A 353-nucleotide genomic window follows, 5' to 3' on the forward strand; every position below is an offset into this window, starting at 1 on the left:
GCGCGTGAGCACGTCCTTCAGGTAGGCGTACGGATCGTGCCCGTTCAGGCGGGCTGACTGGATCAGCGTCATCAAGGCTGCGCCACGCTGGCCACTGCGCAGAGAGCCGGCAAACAGCCAGTTGGCACGCCCCAGGGCCCAGGGGCGGATCTGGTTCTCGATCCAGTTGTTGTCGATGGGCAGGTTGCCGTCATTCAGGTAGCGCACCAACGCTGCCCAGCGCTTGAGGCTGTAGTCGAGTGCCTTGGCGATCGCGCTGCCTTCCGGCACCTTCTGCCGCTGCCCAAGCATCCAGCTATGCAGGCCATCGATGATCGGCCTGGCTTTGTCCTGGCGCAGTTGCCGTCGCTGTG

General features: G+C 64.6%; 1 protein-coding gene. It reads right to left on the minus strand.

Annotated features, from left to right (window positions below):
• A partial coding sequence (locus tag CD30_RS19335; protein ID WP_036180983.1) for an IS66 family transposase occupies positions 1–353 on the minus strand: 353 nt, incomplete at both ends.

It is taken from the genome of Ureibacillus massiliensis 4400831 = CIP 108448 = CCUG 49529, from assembly GCF_000772965.1.
Lineage (GTDB): Bacteria > Bacillota > Bacilli > Bacillales_A > Planococcaceae > Ureibacillus > Ureibacillus massiliensis.